At 63.2% G+C, this 17,517-nt stretch carries 16 protein-coding genes; 9 read left to right on the forward strand and 7 right to left on the reverse strand.

Annotation, left to right across the window (positions count from 1 at the left end):
- Positions 1-29 precede the first annotated feature (29 nt).
- The gene (locus U4Z31_RS26640; RefSeq protein WP_044846460.1) at positions 30-956 is read right to left on the reverse strand and encodes a LysR family transcriptional regulator; all 927 of its coding nucleotides are present in this window, start codon (positions 954-956) and stop codon (positions 30-32) included.
- Between the two features lie 116 nt (positions 957-1,072).
- Here U4Z31_RS26640 and pobA point away from each other — a divergent pair, with 116 nt between their 5' ends.
- From pobA to U4Z31_RS26675, 7 genes are all read left to right on the forward strand, one after another.
- Positions 1,073-2,305, forward strand: a complete 1,233-nt coding sequence (pobA, locus tag U4Z31_RS26645) for a 4-hydroxybenzoate 3-monooxygenase (protein ID WP_321803719.1) — start codon at positions 1,073-1,075, stop codon at positions 2,303-2,305.
- Positions 2,306-2,450: 145 nt separating this feature from the next.
- Positions 2,451-3,167: a 3-oxoacid CoA-transferase subunit A gene (locus U4Z31_RS26650; RefSeq protein WP_124489018.1), complete on the forward strand. Its 717-nt coding sequence runs from the start codon at positions 2,451-2,453 to the stop codon at positions 3,165-3,167.
- Positions 3,168-3,182: 15 nt separating this feature from the next.
- A complete protein-coding gene (locus tag U4Z31_RS26655) occupies positions 3,183-3,839 on the forward strand; it encodes a CoA transferase subunit B (protein WP_012365076.1) in 657 nt (218 codons plus the stop codon).
- Between the two features lie 88 nt (positions 3,840-3,927).
- Positions 3,928-5,301 carry a 3-carboxy-cis,cis-muconate cycloisomerase gene (locus U4Z31_RS26660; protein ID WP_321803722.1) on the forward strand — a complete coding sequence of 458 codons (1,374 nt, stop codon included), beginning with the start codon at positions 3,928-3,930 and terminating at the stop codon, positions 5,299-5,301.
- The gene (gene pcaD, locus U4Z31_RS26665; RefSeq protein WP_321811855.1) at positions 5,301-6,086 is read left to right on the forward strand and encodes a 3-oxoadipate enol-lactonase; all 786 of its coding nucleotides are present in this window, start codon (positions 5,301-5,303) and stop codon (positions 6,084-6,086) included. Before U4Z31_RS26660 ends, pcaD begins: the two co-directional genes overlap by 1 nt.
- A gap of 10 nt (positions 6,087-6,096) precedes the next feature.
- Positions 6,097-6,483 carry a 4-carboxymuconolactone decarboxylase gene (gene pcaC, locus U4Z31_RS26670; RefSeq protein WP_044846455.1) on the forward strand — a complete coding sequence of 129 codons (387 nt, stop codon included), beginning with the start codon at positions 6,097-6,099 and terminating at the stop codon, positions 6,481-6,483.
- Between the two features lie 163 nt (positions 6,484-6,646).
- On the forward strand, positions 6,647-8,005 hold the full coding sequence (locus U4Z31_RS26675; RefSeq protein ID WP_321811856.1) for an MFS transporter: 1,359 nt from the start codon (positions 6,647-6,649) through the stop codon (positions 8,003-8,005).
- A 134-nt stretch (positions 8,006-8,139) separates the two neighbouring features.
- Here U4Z31_RS26675 and U4Z31_RS26680 read toward each other — a convergent pair whose 3' ends face one another.
- From U4Z31_RS26680 to U4Z31_RS26705, 6 genes are all read right to left on the reverse strand, one after another.
- A complete protein-coding gene (locus U4Z31_RS26680) occupies positions 8,140-8,388 on the reverse strand; it encodes a hypothetical protein (protein ID WP_044847536.1) in 249 nt (82 codons plus the stop codon).
- 108 nt (positions 8,389-8,496) lie between these two features.
- Positions 8,497-9,114 (reverse strand): LysE family translocator, encoded by a 618-nt coding sequence (locus U4Z31_RS26685; RefSeq protein ID WP_044847535.1) that lies wholly within the window; start codon positions 9,112-9,114, stop codon positions 8,497-8,499.
- Positions 9,115-9,720: 606 nt separating this feature from the next.
- A complete protein-coding gene (locus U4Z31_RS26690; RefSeq protein ID WP_321803728.1) occupies positions 9,721-10,839 on the reverse strand; it encodes a tyramine oxidase subunit B in 1,119 nt (372 codons plus the stop codon).
- Between the two features lie 61 nt (positions 10,840-10,900).
- Positions 10,901-12,175 (reverse strand): phosphopyruvate hydratase, encoded by a 1,275-nt coding sequence (eno, locus tag U4Z31_RS26695; protein WP_321811857.1) that lies wholly within the window; start codon positions 12,173-12,175, stop codon positions 10,901-10,903.
- 1 nt (position 12,176) lies between these two features.
- Complete coding sequence (locus U4Z31_RS26700; protein ID WP_321811858.1) at positions 12,177-13,586, reverse strand: glycerate kinase; 1,410 nt, start codon at positions 13,584-13,586, stop codon at positions 12,177-12,179.
- Positions 13,587-13,843: 257 nt separating this feature from the next.
- A complete protein-coding gene (locus tag U4Z31_RS26705; protein ID WP_321803734.1) occupies positions 13,844-15,247 on the reverse strand; it encodes a PLP-dependent aminotransferase family protein in 1,404 nt (467 codons plus the stop codon).
- A gap of 161 nt (positions 15,248-15,408) precedes the next feature.
- On the opposite strand from U4Z31_RS26705, the gene U4Z31_RS26710 reads away from it, so the two are divergent.
- Together U4Z31_RS26710 and U4Z31_RS26715 are read left to right on the forward strand one after the other, a co-directional pair.
- Positions 15,409-16,182: an aldolase gene (locus U4Z31_RS26710; protein ID WP_321811859.1), complete on the forward strand. Its 774-nt coding sequence runs from the start codon at positions 15,409-15,411 to the stop codon at positions 16,180-16,182.
- A gap of 97 nt (positions 16,183-16,279) precedes the next feature.
- Positions 16,280-17,416, forward strand: coding sequence for a branched-chain amino acid ABC transporter substrate-binding protein (locus tag U4Z31_RS26715; protein WP_059620791.1), 1,137 nt, complete (start codon positions 16,280-16,282; stop codon positions 17,414-17,416).
- Positions 17,417-17,517: the final 101 nt, after the last annotated feature.

A 17,517-nucleotide genomic window follows, 5' to 3' on the forward strand; every position in this document is an offset into this window, starting at 1 on the left:
CGTGCGTGCGGCCTGCCGCACACCCCGCGTCACTTCGGCCACTCGTCCTGCTCGTCGTTGAACAGCGACGCGACGACGCCGCGCAGCCACGCGGTGCGCGGATCGTTGTGGAACTTGCGATGCCAGTGCTGCTTCAGGTCGAAGCGCGGCAGCGGCACCGGCGGCTCGACCGGCACGATGAACGCATGCTCGGCCGCATACGCATAGCCGATCGCATGCGGCACCGTCGCGATCAGGTCGGTGCGGCTCAGGATGAACGGCAGGCTCATGAAGTGCGGCGTCTCGAGCACCGCGCGGCGCTGCATGCGCTGCTTCGCGAGGTATTTCTCGAGCACCTCCTGGCTGCGCCCTTCGGCGCGCACCACCGCATGCCCGCATGCGAGGAACTGCTCGGCCGTGAACGGGCGCGCCTGTTCGAGCGGATGGCCGCGCCGCATCAGGCAGACGAACCGGTGTGTAAACAGACGCTGCTGGAAGAAGTTGTTGCCGTCGAGATCGGGGAAATAGCCGACCGCGAGATCGATCGAGCCGGCTTCGAGGCCGCGGCCGACTTCGTCGTGTGCGAGCGAGACCGAGCGCAGGTTCGCGTGCGGCGCGCGCGTCGCGAACGCCTGCAGCAGCTTCGGCAGGAACACGATCTCGCCGACGTCCGACAGCGCGATCGAGAACGTATGCGTGCTCGCCGCCGGATCGAAGTCGTGCGGCGCGACGAGGCCGCGCTCGATCTGCGCGAGCGCATCGCGCGCGGCCGGCAGCAGCGCGAGCGCGCGCGGCGTCGGCTCCATCCCGCGCGACGTGCGCACGAACAGCGGATCGCCGAAATACTCGCGCAGGCGGCCGAGCGCGGTGCTCACGCGCGGCTGGCTCACGCCGAGCAGGTCGCCGGCGCGGCTGACGTTGCGCGTGTCGTCTAGCGCGACGAGGTAGGGAATGAGGTTCAGATCGAGCGTATCCATCGCCAGGCCAGTATCTGGAAAACGTATAGAACATATCTCCTGAATCGCGTTGCTGCATAGTCGGGAAAGCGCTCAAATGTGTTCGACGATTCGAATTAATGTTCAGGAGACGAACAATGCGCACCCAGGTCGCCATCATCGGCGCCGGTCCGTCCGGCCTTTTGCTTTCCCATCTGCTGCGCCTGCAAGGCGTGGATTCCATCCTTGTCGAGGCGCGTTCGCGCGAATATTGCGAGAATCGCATCCGCGCCGGCGTGCTGGAGCAGGGCACGGTCGACACGCTGAACGAAGCCGGCCTCGGCGACCGGATGCGCCGCGAGGGGCTCGAACACCACGGCATCGAGCTGCTGTTCTCGGGCCAGCGCCATCGCATCGACCTGAGCGCGCTCACCGGCGGGCGCGCGATCACCGTCTACAGCCAGCACGAAGTGGTGCGCGACCTGATCGCGGCCGGCGTCGAGCACGGCCACGCGATGCATTTCGAAGTGAGCGACGTTGCGCTGCACGATGTCGAGAGCGAGCACCCGTTCGTCACGTTCAAGCATGCCGACGGCCGCGAAGACCGCATCGACTGCGACTACATCGCCGGCTGCGACGGCTTTCACGGCATCGCGCGCCAGACGATTCCAGCCGAGCGGCTGAACACGTTCGAGCGCGTCTATCCGTTCGCGTGGCTCGGCATCCTCGCCGACGCGGCGCCGTCGCTCGACGAACTCGTCTACGCGCATCACGACAACGGTTTCGCCCTGTTCTCGATGCGCTCGCCGACGGTCACGCGCCTCTACCTGCAGTGCAAGCCCGACGAAGACCTCGCCGAATGGTCCGACGCGCGGATCTGGGACGAACTGCACACGCGCTTCTCGAACGATACCGGCTGGACGCCGACCGAGGGCCGGATCACGCAGAAGAGCGTGACGCCGATGCGAAGCTTCGTGTCGGAGACGATGCAGCACGGCCGCCTGTTCCTCGCCGGCGACGCCGCGCACATCGTGCCGCCGACCGGCGCGAAGGGAATGAACCTCGCGGTGGCCGACGTCCGCGCGCTGTCCCGCGCGCTTGGCGCTCGCTACCGCAACGGAGACGCGACGCCGCTCGAGCGCTATTCGGCGACCTGTCTCGAACGCGTTTGGCGCGCCGAGCATTTCTCGTACTTCATGACGAACATGCTGCATGCGTCGCCGGAGGACTCGCCGTTCGTCAATCGCCTGAAGTTTGCCGAGCTGAAGTACGTGACGCGCTCGCGGGCCGCCGCGCAGTCGCTCGCCGAAAACTACGTCGGCCTGCCGTTCGACGACCAGACGCCCCCCGAGGGATCCCGCCTTGACAACGCGCTGTGCGCGACTCTATGATCGGCGCATCGTTCGCTAATCGAATCTCGGTTCGAATAGCGAACAAATGCCGAAGGTCGACGACGGCCTTCGACGCGGCACGCGACACGCGCGTGTCCCCTCGACAGGCCGCGCATCGTGCCGCGGGTTCGTATCAGGAAGAGACATGGTCAACAAGATTTTCGAATCGCTTCAATCGGCGGTCGCGGACGTCCACGACGGCGCGACCATCATGATCGGCGGGTTCGGCACGGCAGGCATGCCGTCCGAGCTGATCGACGCGCTGATCGAGCAGGGCGCGCGCGGCCTGACGATCGTCAACAACAACGCGGGCAACGGCGAGACCGGCCTCGCGGCGCTGCTCAAGGCGAAGCGGGTACGCAAGATCATCTGCTCGTTCCCGCGCCAGAGCGACTCGCAGGTGTTCGACGCGCTGTACCGCGCGGGCGAGATCGAGCTGGAGCTCGTGCCGCAGGGCAACCTCGCGGAGCGGATCCGCGCGGCGGGCGCCGGCATCGGCGGCTTCTTCACGCCGACCGGCTTCGGCACGAAGCTCGCGGAAGGCAAGGAAACGCGTGTGATCGACGGCAAGTCGTACGTGTTCGAGACGCCGATCCACGCCGATTTCGCGCTGGTCAAGGCGTACAAGGGCGATCGCTGGGGCAATCTCGTCTATCGCAAGACCGCGCGCAACTTCGGGCCGATCATGGCCAGCGCCGCGAAGGTCGCGATCGTCCAGGTGTCGGAAGTCGTGCCGCTCGGCGGGCTGAACCCGGAACACATCGTGACGCCGGGCATTTTCGTGCAGCGCGTCGTCGAAGTGCCGCAGGCCGCGCACGCGGCCGAGCTGGCTGCCGAACACGCTGCATCGCAAGCTGCCTGACCGAGGAGACCCGACATGAAACGACTGACCCGCGATGAAATGGCCAAGCGCGTCGCCCAGGACATTCCCGAAGGCGCGTACGTGAACCTCGGCATCGGCGTGCCGACGCTGGTGGCGAACCACCTCGATCCGAGCAAGGAGATCTTCCTGCACAGCGAGAACGGCCTGCTCGGCATGGGCCCGGCGCCCGCGCCCGGCGAGGAAGACGACGAGCTGATCAACGCCGGCAAGCAGCACGTGACGCTGCTCACCGGCGGCGCGTATTTCCACCACTCGGATTCGTTCGCGATGATGCGCGGCGGCCACCTCGACTACTGCGTGCTCGGCGCGTTCCAGGTGTCGGCGAACGGCGATCTCGCGAACTGGCATACGGGCGCGCCGGATGCGATTCCGGCCGTCGGCGGCGCGATGGACCTCGCGATCGGCGCGAAGCAGGTGTTCGTGATGATGGAGCACCTGACGAAGCAGGGCGAGAGCAAGATCGTCGCGCAGTGCTCGTATCCGGTCACCGGCGTGCAATGCGTGAGCCGCATCTACACCGATCTCGCGGTGCTCGACGTGACGGCCGACGGCCTCGCGGTGAGCGAGATCTTCACCGACCTGTCGTTCGACGAACTGCAGAAGCTGACCGGCGTGCCGCTGATCGACGCGACGCGCAAGGCCGCGGCCTGACCGGCAAGCGTGCCGGCGCGCGCGATCCCGCGCACGCCGGCACGCTTGGGTAGACAATAAGCGCACGCCGTTTCCCCAATCTGATGCCATGCTCGAAGACAGCGCCCGCCTGACCTCCCTCATCTGCGGCACCGAGCCGCTCAACCGGATCTGGTCGCCCCGCGCGACGATCCAGCGGATGCTCGACGTCGAGGCCGCGCTCGCGCGCGCGCTCGCCGCGCAGCAGGTGATTCCCGCCACCGCGGTCGCGCCGATCGAACGCGCGTGCGACGCCGGCCGGCTCGACGCCGACGCGCTCGCGCACGGCGCGGCGCTCGGCGGCAATCTCGCGATCCCGCTCGTCAAGCAGCTCACCGCGCAAGTGAAGGCCGACGACCCGGAGGCCGCGAAGTTCGTGCACTGGGGCGCGACCAGCCAGGACATCATCGATACCGCGACCGTGCTGCAGCTGCGCGACACGCTCGACGTGCTTGAGCCGCTGCTCGACGAAGCGTGCGCGTCGCTCGCGACGCTCGCGCGCACGCATCGTGCGACGCCGATGATCGGCCGCACGTGGCTGCAGCAGGCGCTGCCGATCACGCTCGGCCTCAAATTCGCGCAATGGCTCGACGCGCTGCTGCGCCATCGCGCGCGCTTCGCCGAATTGCGTGCGCGCGCACTGGTGCTGCAGTTCGGCGGCGCCGCCGGCACGCTGGCGAGCCTGCGCGAGCACGCGGCCGGCGTGAGCGCCGCGCTCGCGGCCGACCTGCGGCTCGCGCTGCCGGCCGTGCCGTGGCATACGCAGCGCGACCGCATCGCGGAAGCCGCGTCCTGCTTCGGGATGCTGACCGGCACGCTCGGCAAGATCGCGCGCGACGTGTCGCTGCAAATGCAGACCGAAGTCGGCGAGCTCGGCGAACCGGCGGCTGCCGGCAAGGGCGGCTCGTCGACGATGCCGCACAAGCGCAACCCGGTCGGCTGCGCGGCCGTGCTCACCGCCGCGGTGCGCGCGCCGAACCTCGTCGCGACCGTGTTCGCGGGGATGGTCCAGGAGCACGAGCGCGCGCTCGGCGGCTGGCAGGCCGAATGGGATGCGCTGCCCGACCTCGCACGTCTGACCGGCGGCGCGCTCGCGCAGATCGCGCAGATCGTCGCGGGCCTCGACGTGAACACCGAGCGCCTTGCCGCGAACCTCGAGCTGACGCACGGGCTGATCCTCGGCGAAGCCGTGATGCTCGCACTGGGCGACCGGATCGGCCGGCTCGATGCGCATCATGTCGTCGAGCATGCGTCGAAGGAAGCCGTGCGCACCGGCGCGACGCTGTTCGACGTGCTCGCCGCCGATGCGACCGTATCGGCCCATCTGTCGCGCGACGCGCTCGCGCGGCTGCTCGATCCCGCACATTACGTCGGCGAGGCGCAGGCCTGCGTCGACGCCGTGCTCGCGCTGCACGCGGGCACGACACAACCAGGAGAACACTGATGCCTTTCGCCACTGTCAACGGCGTGAAACTGCATTACCGGATCGACCGTGCCGCGCGCGACGACGCGCCGTGGCTCGTCTTCTCGAACTCGCTCGGCGCCGACCTGCAGATGTGGGCGCCGCAGATCCGCCCGCTCACGCAGCACTTCAACATCCTGCGCTACGACACGCGCGGCCACGGCCATTCCGAAGCGCCGGCCGGCTCGTACACGGTCGACCAGCTCGCGGGCGACGTGATCGGCCTGCTCGACCACGTCGGCATCGAGCGCGCGCACTTCTGCGGAATCTCGATGGGCGGCCTGACCGGCGCCGCGCTCGCCGCGCGCTTCCCGTCGCGCATCGTGCGCGCCGTGCTGTCGAACACCGCCGCGAAGATCGGCTCGCCGGAAGTATGGGCGCCGCGTGCGCAGAAGGCGCGTGCCGAAGGGATGGCCGCGCTGGCCGACGCCGTGCTGCCGCGCTGGTTCACCGACGCGTTCGTCGAACGCGAGCCGCGCCTGTTCGACGCGATCCGCGACACCTTCGTGCATACCGACAAGGAGGGTTACGCCGCGAACTGCGACGCGCTGAACGCCGCCGACCTGCGCGAGGAAGTGAAGGGCATCGCGCTGCCGGTGCTCGTCGTGACCGGTGCGAAGGACATGTCGACGCCGCCCGACCAGGGCCGTGCGCTGGCTGCTGCAATTCCGGGCGCGCGTCACGTCGAATTCGACGCCGCGCACATTTCGAACATCGAGTGCACCGACGGCTTCAACCGCGCGCTGCTCGACTTCCTGACCGCGTGAGGCACCGACGATGGACGACCAGCAACGTTATGAAGCAGGGATGAAGGTGCGTCGCGCGGTGCTCGGCGACGCGCACGTCGACCGTTCGATCGAGAACCGCACCGAAGTGACCGACGAATTCCAGAACCTGATCACGCGCTATGCGTGGGGCGAGATCTGGACGCGAGACGGCCTGCCGCGCCATACGCGCAGCCTGCTGACCATCGCGATGATGGTCGCGCTGAACCGCGGCGAGGAACTCGCGCTGCACCTGCGCGCCGCGCGCAACAACGGCGTGACGCGCGACGAGATCAAGGAAGTGCTGCTGCAGACCGCGATCTACTGCGGCGTGCCGGCCGCGAATTCCGCGTTCCATCTCGCGGACAAGATCTTCAAGGAACAGGATGCGGCCGCCTAGGTGCGGCTGAACAACGCGGCCGGCTCACGCCGGACGTGACCCGATCGCGACGCCTGCCGCTGCCGGCCGGTGTCGACGATGCATGACGCGCCGGCGACGAATCGGCGCGCGTACAAGGAAAGGCGCGGCCATCAAGCTGCGTTGTTTACATAGGAGACACGCGATGAATCGCACACCCGTGGTCGATGTCCAGACCTTCATCAACGAGCAGCCGTTCGGCGGCTTCCAGTGGCTCGTGTTCCTGATGTGTTTCGTGATCGTGCTGCTCGACGGCTTCGATACGGCCGCGATCGGCTTCATCGCACCTTCGCTGCTGGGCGAATGGAACCTCACCAAACCCGATCTCGCCCCCGTGCTGAGCGCCGCGCTGTTCGGCCTCGCGTGCGGCGCGCTCGTGTCGGGCCCGCTGTCCGACCGCCTCGGGCGCCGCTCGCTGCTGCTCGGATCGGTGTTCCTGTTCGGCGTCGCGTGCTTCGTGTCCGCGTTCTCGAACACCATCGGACACCTGACGATCCTGCGTTTCATTACCGGCGTCGGGTTGGGCGCCGCGATGCCGAACGCGGTCACGATGATGGGCGAGTTCTGCCCGGACAAGCGCCGCGCGACCGTGATCAACCTGATGTTCTGCGGCTTCCCGCTCGGCGCCGCGTTCGGCGGCTTTCTCGCCGCGTGGATGATCCCGCATTTCGGCTGGCGCAGCGTGCTGATGCTCGGCGGCGTGACGCCGCTGCTGCTCGGCGTGCTGTTGCTGCTGAAGATGCCGGAATCCGTGCGCTTCATGGTCGCGCAAGGTCAGGGCGTCGAGCGGATCCGCGCGACGCTCGCACGGATCTCGCGCGACGCGCTGAACGCCGGCTCGTTCGCGATGACCGAAGCCGCGCCGCAGACGGGCGGCAAGGGGATCGGCGTCGTGGTGTCGCGCTCGTACATCGTCGGCTCGGTGATGCTGTGGATCGCGTATTTCATGGGCCTCGTGATCTTCTACGCGTCGATCAACTGGATGCCGATCCTGCTGAAGGATGCCGGTCTGACGCCGAAGAGCGCGATGCTGATCTCCGCGCTGTTCCCGCTCGGCGGCGTCGGCGCGGTGTTGTGCGGCGTGCTGATGGACCGTTTCAACGCGAACCGTGTGATTGCCGTGTGTTACGCGCTGACCGCGATCAGCGTGTATGCGATCGGGCAGGCTGCAGGCAATGTAGGGATGCTCGTGCTGGTCGTGTTCATCGCCGGCGTGCTGATGAACACCGCGCAATCGTCGATGCCGGCGCTTGCCGCCGCGTTCTATCCGACCGAAGGGCGCGGTACGGGCGTGGCATGGATGCTGGGTGTCGGCCGCTTCGGCGGGATCGCCGGGTCGTTCCTCGTCGCCGAACTGACGCGCCGGCACTTCTCGTTCGCGGGCGTGTTCGCGACGATCGCGGTCGCGGGCTTGCTCGCGTGCCTCGCGTTGCTGATCAAGCAGGCGGCGCGGCCGCACGGCGTCGCGCAGCCGTCCGGCAAGATCGAGTCGCTCGGGCATTGAGCGGATTCGGGGCCGGGGCGATGCGCCGGCCCCGCGTGTGATCGGGATGCTGCGGTGAGGCGCAAGACGGCTCACACGCACAACGACAGACCGAGCTGCTTCGGCGGCCCGTCGCTATTCCGGCCGCCGCGCCACTACTCCTCCGCGTCGTGTTCCTTGACGAAGTTGCGCAGATACGCGCGCAGCGCGGCCTCCTGGCTGCGATGATCGGCAAGGTTCGCGGCGCCCAGCGCTTCCTCGTCGCCGAACAGCGTGGGCGGCGCGCAGTACGTACCCACCTCGATGTTCTCGCGCAGCACGCGAATCTCGTGCGTGAGCGGGTGGTACTCGGCGATCCAGTGCATGCCCTCGATGTGCTCGCCGGTCTTCAGCATTGGCTTCATCGGCCACCTCCATGCAGATGCGGCGCAACCGCCGCAGCGATTGCGCGCGCCCGTACCAAAAGGGTACGCCTGCACGGCGTGAAGCTCAACGGCTGTGCTCGTGAGCGCTTACTGCGGCAGCAGATGCGCGACGAGCGGATACAGCGACAGGATCAGCAGCACGGCCATCGTCACGTTGAAGATGCGCAGTGCGCGGCGGTTCGACAGGAAGCGGCGCAGGCCCTGGCCGAACGCGGCCCACAGGCTGATGCACGGAAAGCCGATCAGGATGAACACGACGGCCATCCACGCGGCGTTCATCCCGTAGTCGGCGGACAGGCGGATCGTCGTCGCGGCGGTCAGCACCATCATCCACGCCTTCGGATTGACCCACTGGAACGCGGCGGCTTCGAGGAACGTCATCGGCCGCGGCTTGGCGCCTTGCGCCTTCACTTCGCCGGACGTGCCGATGCGCCAGGCGAGATACAGCAGGTACGCGACGCTCGCGACTTCGAGGATCGTGTACAGGACCGGCACGCGGCGGAATGCTTCGCCGAGGCCGAAGCCGACGCACAGCATCAGGATCGCGACGCCGATGCTGATGCCGAACAGGTGCGGCATCGTGCGGCGGAAACCGAAATTGACGCCGGACGCGAGCAGCATCGTGTTGTTCGGGCCGGGCGTGATCGACGTGACGAGCGCGAACAGCATGCCGGCGGGCAATGCGCTGAGGGTGAGGAAGTCCATCGCGGATTCTCCATTCGTGTTCGGGACTGGGATGGAGTCAGTGTAGCGACGGTTTTCTGTACAGTACCGGTACAGTTTGCCTGGTGGTTGCCGGTACGGGGGAGGGGGATGGTGGTGCGCGGGTATTTGTTTGTTGTCTCTCAGAAAAGATGTCCGCAGTCTCAATAAGTTGTCTTTGAATAAAAATTCATATCAATGTGGAATTTTCGTCGTATTCGCGAATTCACGCTGGTCCTGAGGTTTTTATTCTGAAATTCAATGAAGTGCGCAAACTTATCATTGCGTCGAAGTGGAAAAAGTGCGTCGCGAGCGATGTAAATGACGAGGAGTGGCTAACACCTGAATGCTCAAAATCAACCTCTCACAGCTTGTCATTCAACACGGTTACTCAGATCAACGTGACCAATCGAGGCGGTCCGCTGCACGCAGCTTTGCCAAGAGTACTTGGTGCAAGCGGTCCCAAACCTCGACGCTCGCCAGCATTCGCCCGGCATGAGCCTTCGGCCTATGGCCGAAGGCTCAGGAAAGCCCCGACACTGGCGCTCGGCACTTTCCAGGGGGATCCAGGCGGCTCAATTGCCGGGAGTGCGATTCACGGCGACCCGATCAGAGAGCCGGCTTTTCCCACAAATTGAGGGGCGTGCCGATCTTCCTTTCCCGCGCGTTGTTATAGAGCTCCGTCCCCCAGCTGATGTCGAAAACCGCCATCCCGCATGCTATGAAGATGACACGCTCCTTCGTGCTCTCCCGGCCCGGCTTGTCGCCATTCACGACATGACCGAGGCTGGTCGAGTCAGGCAGGGCGGGCAGCTTGCCTGCATCGATCAGACGGAAGAACGGGCCGCCAATGACGCTGCTGTAGTAGCTTTCCTTATTGCCCGATGCGATTGCGTCCTCGACATAGGCTTCCTGCAGCGGGGTATGGTCGTATACGATCCTGGCGCCGGTCAGGAACGACTCGTCGGTATTGAACGGGCCCGAGACGAGAATGGTCGCGCCCTCCTTGATCCATTCGTCCTTGAAATAAAGCGGCTTAAGACGCGACGCTGCCACGGTGATGACATCTGCATCGCGGAAGCCTTGCTCGGCCTCATCGGTACCGACGGCGGTAATCCCGTACGTTTGCTGAACCCAACCGGCGAACTCGTTCGCCTTGTCGAGGAAGACGTCGAAACAGACGACGTGCTGGATCGAGCCGAGCTGGGTCATGATCGCGGTGAAGCACGCCTTGTTGATCGGGCCGCAACCGATAACAGACATACTTCTCGCATCTTGGTTGGCCAGATACTTTGCCGCCACTCCCGGCACGGCTCCGGTTCGGGCCGCGCTCAACAAGTTCGCCGACATCAGCGCCAGCGGCGCGCCCGTGTCCTTGTCATTGAGCATCATGGTCAAGATCGAGCGCGGCAGGCCTTTCTCGGCATTGGCGTGATTCGATCCGTACCATTTGTTGCCGCACACGTCGAAGCGACCGCCCAGATAACCGGGCATTGCAGCAAAGCGGCGGTCCGGACCGGCAACCGGCATGTTCGGGAACTTCGTCTCTTTCGGGAAGACGATGTTCATTCCGTGGTTATTGTGATTGGCGCCACCCATCAGATAGTCGCCTCTGCCGAGGAGTCCGAATGTCTCCTCGCATACGGACACGCAGCGCGCGGCATCCAGCACGCCAGCTGCGATCATGTCCGGCTCGGAAAGGTACAGAAAGTCGATTTTGGGATACATGGTGCAGACCTCGTCGAAAAAGGAAGATGTTGGGTGTCAAGCGTCGATCCCGACTCAGTGGTCAGAATCGGAGAAGTGGTGAAATGTCGTAGAGGCGGCAACCCGGGCTTCGCGCATTTGCCCGCAACAGAAAGTTGAGCTTTTCGATCCGCTCGCCGGAACGGGGGGCGCCATTCTTCTGGAGCGGAACTTCGAGGCCGACCGAAAAATCCATCACGACGTCATCCACGACACCACCGGAGCGGCCCGAGGGCACCGCGATCATTCCGTGTTGCAGCGCAAATCGATAGGCGTCCATCGCCTCCGTGATCGTTCCGACCTGGTTCGGCTTCAACACGAACCCGTCCACGGCACGAGTCTCGAAAGCCCGCTCAAGTAACGGGAGACTGGTGACCGTGAGATCGTCGCCCAGAATGATCGATCGTCGAATTTCTCGAACCGCCGTGCTGTAACCTTCCCAGTCGTTTTCATCGAGCAAATCCTCGATGAAGACCAAATTGAATTTCTCGGTCAGGAAGCGGGCATAGGCAATGAGTTCGGAGGTGGACACCCGTTTGCCTTTCAGCAGATACGTGCGGGTTTCCTTGTCGTACATCTCGCTTGACGCGCAATCGAGCGCAAACGCGATCCGGCCTGTACAGCCACAGGCATCGATGGCCTTTTGCATCAGCGTCAACACGACTTCCGGGTCATCCGAAGGGGCGGCGTAGCCATAGGAACTGGCGACTTGAGGTTTGTGGCCCAGATATTCGGTCAGTACATGGCCAAGCTTCTGAAACACGGCCACCGCCATTTCGATGGCGAAGTCGACACTGTCAGTGCCGTACGGCACGATCAGAAACTCGTTGAACGGCTGGGTGAGCCCATCGTATCGTCCGCCGTTGATCACGTTGAAGCATGGGACCGGCACGGTCCGGATGTCGCGGCCGGCGATGTGAGCGTACAGCGGAATCGATCGGGCATTCGCCGCCGTACGGAATGCCGCGATGGATACCGAGTAAATCGTGTTTCCGCCGAGGCGGGACTTATTGGGTGTGCCATCGAGCGCGATCATTTTTTCGTCGATCGCTCGCTGATCAAACACGTTCATGCCGATCAGCGCCGGACCAATTACATTGACCGCGTTGTCGACGGCGTTATGAACACTGAGCCCGTCGTAGGTCGCTGGATCGCCGTCCCTCAGGACGAACGATTCGTGCATCCCGACGGAAGTGCCGGTGGGTGCCGCACCTCGACCAACCGCACCGCTTTCGGTGCGCACCTCGACTTCGACTGCGGGCCGGCACTTGCAATCGATGATCTGAAGTGCCCGAACGGATGTGATCTTGTCTTCCATGTCACTTGCTCCCGTTCGGTTCAGGAACATAAAGGATGTTCAAGTCACACAGGTTGGTACCGGTGTTGCCGGTGAAAACGGCGGAGTCGATCGACTCGAGTGCTTCGAAGCAGCTGTGCTCGCGCAGTGCCTGATAGAGGTTGACTCCCTTTACGGCAGCCGCGGTGAAGCTGGTCGAGTCCGTCATGCCTCCCGCCACCGTCGCCGTGCCGTCCGTGCCTTCGCTGTCGATCGACAGCAGGCAGGCACCCGTGGTTTTGGCCGCCGCGATAGCGAAACTTGCGGCCATTTCCTGGCCAGGCCCGCCGTGCCCCTTGATCACGCTGTTATCGTCGATAAGCGTCGTCACCTCACCGGAGCTGAGAAGCACGCAAGGGGGCTTGATCGGGTTGCCGTACGTCTGGATTTCGCGCGCCATCGACGCGAAGAAGGTGCCGGCGTCGCGACTTTCTCCTTCAAGGAACGACGACACGATCATTGCGGGGATACCCATCTCCTCGCAGACTGCCTTGGCGTAAATGCAGGAGTCGGGCAGCGTGTTGAGCAGGAAGTAGGTATTGTCCGGAAAGGCCTTCGGGGTCTCCGCGTCGGGGCCTGCGTTCATCAGATAGTCGACAACGCTCTTGGGCAGGCGATCGGCCACGTTGCGATTGATGATCGTGGCGCGAGCGTCGTCCAGGGTCGTCATGTCGGGACCGATCGGCGTGCTTTTGTAGGCTGCGTAGGGCACTGAAATGTCACCCGTGGCAGGCGATCCGACCGCGTCGCTGATGCCGAAGCCGATCAGTTCGGCACCCGTGCGCTGGATGCGCTGCGCCAACATCCCGCCGTTCAAGGCCGAGATGTGCCGGCGCACGGCATTGATCTCGTAAATGCCTGCACCGGATTTCAGCAGCACGTCCGTGGTATCGATCTCGTCCTGCAGGCTGATGCCTTCGATCGGACAGGACATGAGCGCCGAACTTCCGCCGCTGATCACCGCGATGAACAAGTCGTCTGGTCCGGCCTGATCGACGAGTTCGATGATTTGCTTCGATGCCCGATGGCCTTCTTCGTTCGGGAGGGGGTGCCCGCCGACGAACACCTCGGTCTTGTTGAAACGGTCCGATTCTTCCCGGATTTTCACGATGGCAATACCGTGCGTCAGGTGGTCACCCAATACATGGTCGACTGCCATTGCCATGTGGTTGCAAGCCTTGCCGGCGCCGACCAGATAGACGTTTCGCTTGCGCGAAAGATCCCACGAGCGCGTTCCGATATGCAGTACGCTACCTTCCATGCGCATGATGCTGCGAATTCGCTGGTAGCTGTCGAGCCTGTCGAGTGTCCGGTCCGCGATCTCGAGTACGATCTGCCGTGACGAAACGACGCCATTCGAGAGGAGTGCTTCGTAATTTCGTATCTTTTTCATGCTGAAAATTGATCGGAGTTACCGCCGCATCGAAATCATGAACGACGTGTTGTCCGTCAATTTATGCAATCGAGCTGAACAGATACATGCACACTGCGGTGGATCGCTAGATAACTGTAGAGGCCTTGTTGCCAGCACAGTTGGATCCGCGCACGGCGTGGACGCTAGCTCATGCGCGTACCGACTCGAGCGGGTTCGAGAGATCACCGGTTCGTTGCGCGACGCCGATTCCCTGGCGGCTTGGTGACGAGACCGGGTCAGTGTGCAATGGCATGCGCCAGAAACGCATAAAGACGATCGAAGTTGCAGTGCGCAACATTGAATCGCAGCCAACTACTGGTTGGATTGGTGGCGTAGAAAAGATTGCCTGGCGCCAGAAGAATCTTGTGGTCGACAGCACGTACAGCGAGTTCGGCCGAATCGCAATTGATTCCCGCGGGCCGTGCCCATACGAACATTCCGGATCGAGGTTCGCAGAACACTTCAAAACCGATCGATTCAAGCCGGCGACAGGTCCGTTCCTGCGCGGTAGCGAGACGATCGCGCAATTGCTCGGCCTGCTTCCTGAAGTGTCCTTCGGACAGCACTGCATGTGCCAGTTGCTCCGTGATCGTCGGCGTCGACATTCCGGACACCAGCTTCTGGTAAAGCAAACCCTCGAGAAGCGCGGGCTCCGCGGCCACGAATCCCACGCGCAGGCCGGCACCGATGGTCTTTGAAAAGCTGCCGACATAGACCACTCGTTTCAATTGATCCATGGACGCGAGCGCGACTGAATTTCCGGACACCAGACCGGCAGAGACGTCGTCCTCGACGATGATGCAGGCGTAGCGCTCGGCAAGCTTCAGGACCTTGAATGCCGATGCCGAGCTGTAGCTCGCACCGGTCGGATTATGCAACCGCGTATTGGTGAAGAACACTTTGGGGCGATGAGTCTCGAACGCCTGCTCCATCGAAACGACGTCCGGACCGGTGGGTGTCATCGGAATCCCGACTGCCTTGATCCTGCGCAATCGCAATGCAACGAGCAGATCGCTGTAGCAGGGCTCGTCTACCAGCACGGTATCGCCCTCGCGCGTAAGGTGACGAATGGCGAGATCCAGCGCCTGGTTTGCGCCCAGCGTAGTGACGATGCCCGTGGAACTTGCCTCGATCTCGTGTTCCGCAAGTTGCCGCACGATTTGCTCACGCAACGGCTCATACCCCTTTGCGTGCCCGTACCCCAATAGCGATCGCGGCTGCGCCGCTACCTGTCTTAGCGCCCGCCCAAGGCCGTCCGCGTCGAACCATGCCTCTGGAATCCATCCCGAGCCCGCGTGAATCGTGCCTTCCGTTCCCTCCAGAACGTTACGCAGCGACCATCCGTTCGTGAATTCCTCGTTGAGTTTCTCGATGGTCGGAGGTATCTCGCTACGACTTCGATCCGCGACATAAAAGCCGGATCCACGCCGTGCCATCAAGACGCCTTGCGCCACCAGGCGATCGTATGCTTCGACGACCGTAAATGTCGACACGCCATGTGCCTCGGCGAATACGCGGATGCTCGGAACCTTGGCCCCGGACCGCCAGGTTCTTTCGTTCACCGTTGCCGTCAGCCCGGCCACGATCTGTTGAACCAGGGACGATTCCCCCTGGGGATCGAGCGTCAGTATCGGTTTCATCGCCGCACCTATCACATCAAAAATACCGGCCCATATAACCGTGCAGGCGACGAACCCAATACAGTTAGTCACCCTCGTTTTAAAGTGTACATGTATCCGTGCAGGTTTGATTCACTACATTGAAGGGGAATCGCATACGCATACTTGCACTGGACGACCCCATGGCACACGCCACCGATTTTTTTCCTGGATCGAAGACCGATGAGCTCGCGAATGCTCGCGACGATCTGGCCGCGGCATTTCGCATTGCCGCGCGCCTCGGCTTCCACGAGGGCACATGCAACCATTTCAGTCTCTTGCTCCCGGGCAGTCGGGAAACGTATCTGATCAATCCGTTCGGACTCAGCTTCGAAGAGATCCGACCGGCTGATTTGCTGCTCGTCGATTCCGCCGGCTCGGTAATCGACGGAGTCGGACGAGTCGAGAAAACCGCGCTTAACATCCATTCCCGAGTTCATCGCGCCTCGCCTGATGCCGCATGCGTACTTCATACGCACATGCCTTATGCCACGGCACTGACGACGCTCGACGGCTTTCGCCTCGAAATGTGCCATCAGAACAGCCTTCGCTTTTTCGATCGCATTGCCTACGACCGTGATCATTCGGAATACGGAGGACTTGCACTCAGCGAACAGGAAGGAGACCGGATTGCCGCCGCGTTGTCTTCCAGGCGTGTCCTGATGCTCGAGCACCACGGCGTGATAGTCACGGGCCCTTCGATTGCCGCGGCACTCGACGATCTCTACTACCTCGAACGAGCCGCCCAGGTCCAAATCCTCGCGATGTCGAGCGGGCGTCCGCTGAAACGCGTGAGCGACGAACTGGCTCGCCGGACTTCTCGTGAATTCGCCCGTGATCGAGATGAATATGCACTACTTCATTTTCGTTCGCTCAAGCGGCTTCTGGAATCTGCAGAACCGCACTGGCGGGACTGACTATCCCACGTCAAGCGCAATCGGCCATCTAGTGCCAGCGCTCCTGACGCTGCAACCATGTCGCCTACCCAATTTGCCCACGCCACGGAGGTTTCACATGAAGTACTGTCACAAACTCACCATCGCCACCCTGTTGCTCGGGGGAATCAGCCCAGCATTGATTTCTGCCGCGCATGCGGATCAGACTGTCAGGATCGGTGTCGCGGGCCCGTTGACGGGCGGCCAATCGAATTTCGGCAAGGACGATGAGCGAGGCGTGCGGCTGGCGATTGAAGAGCTGAATCGGACGCCGATCGTCGTCGACGGTCAATCCATCAAGTTCGAAATGCTGTCCGAGGACGATGCTGCAGATCCCAAAACGGGCGTCTCTGTCGCTCAGAAGCTCGTCGATTCGGGTGTGAAGGCGGTCATCGGCCACTACAACTCCGGCGTGACCATTCCCGCGTCCCGCATCTACAACAATGCGCGTGTTCCGATGATTACCGGCGCCGCTTCAAATCCGGCGATCACGCAGCAGAGCTTCCCGTATGTCTTCCGGCTTGCGGCCAATGACAACGTGATGGGCGCACGCATGGCCGAATATGCGGCAAAGGTATTGCATGCAAAACGCGTGGCGGTGATCGACGATCGCACGGCATACGGATCAGGCGTAGCTGACGTGTTTGCCGCGACGGCGAAGAAGAACGGTATCGACGTCGTCGCCAGGGAATATTCCAACGACAAGGCAACGGACTTCAACGCGATTCTGACGCACATCAAGGCTCAGCGCCCGGACGCGATCTTCTACGGCGGGTACTACGCGCAGGCAGCCGCCATCGGGCGACAGTCCAAGCAGTTGGGTCTTGCGGTTCCGGTGCTAGGCGGGGACGGGATCTGCTCGGTCGATATGCCGAAGCTGGCTGCCGGAACGCTGAATGGGCGGGGGTATTGCGCCGAAGGCGGCGCACCGCTCGCGACGTTGCCCGGTGGTCCGGAATTCGCGGCGCGGTATGAAAAGCAATTCGGTGTGAAGAACGATGTTTACTCGCCGGCATTCTATTCGGCCACGATGGTGGTCGCGCAGGCGATGAAGGCGGCGAATTCGACGGACCCCGAAAAGTTCGTTCCGATGCTCAAGCAAATCCAGTTCTCGACGCTGGTCGGAAAGGTCGCGTTCGACAAGAACGGTGAATGGATTGATGCGCCGGTGACCGTGTACAAAGTGTCGGGCGATAACCTCAGTCCGACGCAGTGATACTTCGAGCGAGAACGACGAGTAATCGGCGTTCTCGCATGCCGATCCAATAGTAATCAACTCTTGGGAGTGACATGGACATTTTTGTCCAACAAATTCTG

This window comes from Burkholderia sp. BCC1985 (genome assembly GCF_905339915.1).
In the GTDB taxonomy this organism is placed as follows: Bacteria; Pseudomonadota; Gammaproteobacteria; order Burkholderiales; family Burkholderiaceae; genus Burkholderia.

Coding starts and splice junctions, on each gene's coding strand:
- U4Z31_RS26655 (WP_012365076.1), top strand. CDS start 3,183: ATGAAACGACTGACCCGCGATGAAATGGCCAAGCGCGTCGCCCAGGAC.
- U4Z31_RS26685 (WP_044847535.1), bottom strand. CDS start 9,114: ATGGACTTCCTCACCCTCAGCGCATTGCCCGCCGGCATGCTGTTCGCG.
- U4Z31_RS26660 (WP_321803722.1), top strand. CDS start 3,928: ATGCTCGAAGACAGCGCCCGCCTGACCTCCCTCATCTGCGGCACCGAG.
- eno (WP_321811857.1), bottom strand. CDS start 12,175: ATGGAAGACAAGATCACATCCGTTCGGGCACTTCAGATCATCGATTGC.
- pcaC (WP_044846455.1), top strand. CDS start 6,097: ATGGACGACCAGCAACGTTATGAAGCAGGGATGAAGGTGCGTCGCGCG.
- U4Z31_RS26640 (WP_044846460.1), bottom strand. CDS start 956: ATGGATACGCTCGATCTGAACCTCATTCCCTACCTCGTCGCGCTAGAC.
- pcaD (WP_321811855.1), top strand. CDS start 5,301: ATGCCTTTCGCCACTGTCAACGGCGTGAAACTGCATTACCGGATCGAC.
- U4Z31_RS26710 (WP_321811859.1), top strand. CDS start 15,409: ATGGCACACGCCACCGATTTTTTTCCTGGATCGAAGACCGATGAGCTC.
- U4Z31_RS26650 (WP_124489018.1), top strand. CDS start 2,451: ATGGTCAACAAGATTTTCGAATCGCTTCAATCGGCGGTCGCGGACGTC.
- pobA (WP_321803719.1), top strand. CDS start 1,073: ATGCGCACCCAGGTCGCCATCATCGGCGCCGGTCCGTCCGGCCTTTTG.
- U4Z31_RS26705 (WP_321803734.1), bottom strand. CDS start 15,247: ATGAAACCGATACTGACGCTCGATCCCCAGGGGGAATCGTCCCTGGTT.
- U4Z31_RS26690 (WP_321803728.1), bottom strand. CDS start 10,839: ATGTATCCCAAAATCGACTTTCTGTACCTTTCCGAGCCGGACATGATC.
- U4Z31_RS26680 (WP_044847536.1), bottom strand. CDS start 8,388: ATGAAGCCAATGCTGAAGACCGGCGAGCACATCGAGGGCATGCACTGG.
- U4Z31_RS26700 (WP_321811858.1), bottom strand. CDS start 13,586: ATGAAAAAGATACGAAATTACGAAGCACTCCTCTCGAATGGCGTCGTT.
- U4Z31_RS26715 (WP_059620791.1), top strand. CDS start 16,280: ATGAAGTACTGTCACAAACTCACCATCGCCACCCTGTTGCTCGGGGGA.
- U4Z31_RS26675 (WP_321811856.1), top strand. CDS start 6,647: ATGAATCGCACACCCGTGGTCGATGTCCAGACCTTCATCAACGAGCAG.